General features: G+C 44.3%; 1 protein-coding gene. It reads right to left on the bottom strand.

Going from position 1 to position 2,123, the window contains the following annotated elements; all coding sequences use genetic code 11:
- Nucleotides 1–2,067, bottom strand: a 2,067-nt coding sequence (locus BP896_RS05385; RefSeq protein WP_291766519.1) for an ABC transporter substrate-binding protein, incomplete at its 3' end; no start/stop codon positions are given.
- Between the last annotated feature and the right edge of the window lie 56 nt (nt 2,068–2,123).

Raw genomic sequence — 2,123 nt, 5'->3', positions numbered from 1 at the left:
TGGAGTATACGGTATATGGAAGTATGATGCAACACACTGCTGTAATGAGGTGTCTGGGTTTGGTATGCCTATGAATGCTGCAAACTGCGGGTACTTAGTCCATAATGAGCCATTAGCAATAACTTGAGCTAAGGGTGGTACCTCACCTGGTGGTGCCCAAGCGCCAAAGAATAAGCCTGCCTGCACAGTGTTTGGCCATCCATACGGCATACCTGATAAGTCATTCTCATAGACTAACGTCTCAATGGTATAGAATGGTAAGCATTTATACAGCCACATTGGGTCTATTAAATTCTTAGCATACTCAAGAGGTTCAATTTTCTCACCAAGCGGTATTACTGGCACGTAGTAGTCATACCATGCGAACAGCGTCTTAACAGCTAAGTCATATGGCTCACTGCCAGGTGCACCTGCACCGAAGAACATCTGCCAATTAGTTATGTTAATGTAGCCGAAGGTTGAGTTAACGCACCATACCACTGTACTATTAGGTAGGTTCAATGATGCTGGCGCAGTAACTGGTGTGCATGTTCCATTGGGCCATTGGAATGGGAATACACTATGATTAGTGTAGGCCTGTATGGCAGTACCGAACACCCACCATGGCCAATTGAGGAATGTCCAAGCACTATCAAGGCTCTTGACGTAAGTCTTCCATGTTACGGCTGCTTGGTACTGGCTTTGAGGTATTGTAGTACCCCAGTAAACGCCAACATCCTGCGCAATTAAACTAGCCTTAAAGCCAAAGGCCTGCAGTTGCTCAACAGCCTCACTGGCCATTGTCATCCAGTCAGTCCAACCACTGGGGCCATAGACGTAGATTGTTATTGGTGTACCATTGGGGAAGCTCCAATAACCATTAACCTTCCTTAAACCAATGCTTTGAAGCATTTGAGCAGCCTTACTTGGATCATAAGAGCATGGTACTAGGACATCGCTGAAGCTTGGCGGGTATAGGTTAGCAGTGTATGATAGTACTGGTGCTGGGTAGTAGTCTGGGTAATTTAACCCCCATGCAGCCACCACGGCACTCCTATTAATAACATAGCATAAAGCCTCCCTGAATATTGGGTTATTAAATGGCCAACCATACCAAGGATTAATAGTTATACCGAACGCCGAGAAGTCTGGGCTTAGGTAAACACCAACAGTACCACTCTTATTAAGTACAGATACTTGCGAAAGTGATAGGCCTACGAAACCCCAATTGGCCTTACCGGCTAAGAAAGCGCTCATTGCCTGCGTATTGCCGCCAACGTACCAGTCTATGGTTGTTGGATTGTATATGAACCAACTATTTACTGGGAAAATCTCCTCCCATGTGGCTAATAATGGAACACCATTATAGTACATTGGCTCTAGGGTGTAGTCGAAGTAAGTGGTGCTTATGTATGATAGGTAGTATGGGTTAAGGCCCCAGTATGGGGCTACGAATTCAGTAATGTTAGTTGAGTATTTGGCTGCTTGGGTTGCGTTCATTGTCTTTAACTTATCCACTATAGGCTTCCATACTGGGTATGGCGTGCTTATCCAGCTTGGAAGCATCCAGTAGGGTATCATTGGCGTCCACTTCTGGAATAGGAATTGAATAGTAGTATCATTAATCACCCTAATATCACTATCCACGTAAGTTAGGTTAATCCAAGGCGTATACCAATCAAACGCCTTAATACCAATGTAGAAGTATGCATAGACGTCCCATGCTGTGAAGGGCATTGTTGCTGAACCATTAAACCAGTAAATGTTGGGCCTAAGGTAAATCGTGAATAATGCAGAACCATTAGGCAAAACCTCAGCACTCCAATTCTCAGCTAACACTGGGTAAAACTGCCCAGTGAATGGGTTATAGAGGGCTAGGGGTAAGTAGGTCATTACTGTACCAACTAGGTTACTTGGAGCATAGGGATTATACACTGGAGTACCTGGGGTGTATATTATTGTTGTTGGTGCTGCAACGATTATTTGAGGAGTAGATGCTGCATAAGCCACATGACCCCCAAGTATTACAGTAACCAAAATAGCCGCGGCTATTGATGCTAACACGTAGGGAATTATTGGCCTACTCATCAAGCAGGGTGTTAATGAGCCCGATATTTAAGTTTTATCCAAATATTTAGGGTATT

It is taken from the genome of Caldivirga sp. UBA161 (assembly GCF_002506515.1).
Classification (GTDB): domain Archaea; phylum Thermoproteota; class Thermoprotei; order Thermoproteales; family Thermocladiaceae; genus Caldivirga.
Note: the sequence above shows the minus strand (reverse complement) of the source record. Positions and strands in the feature narration are given on the sequence as shown.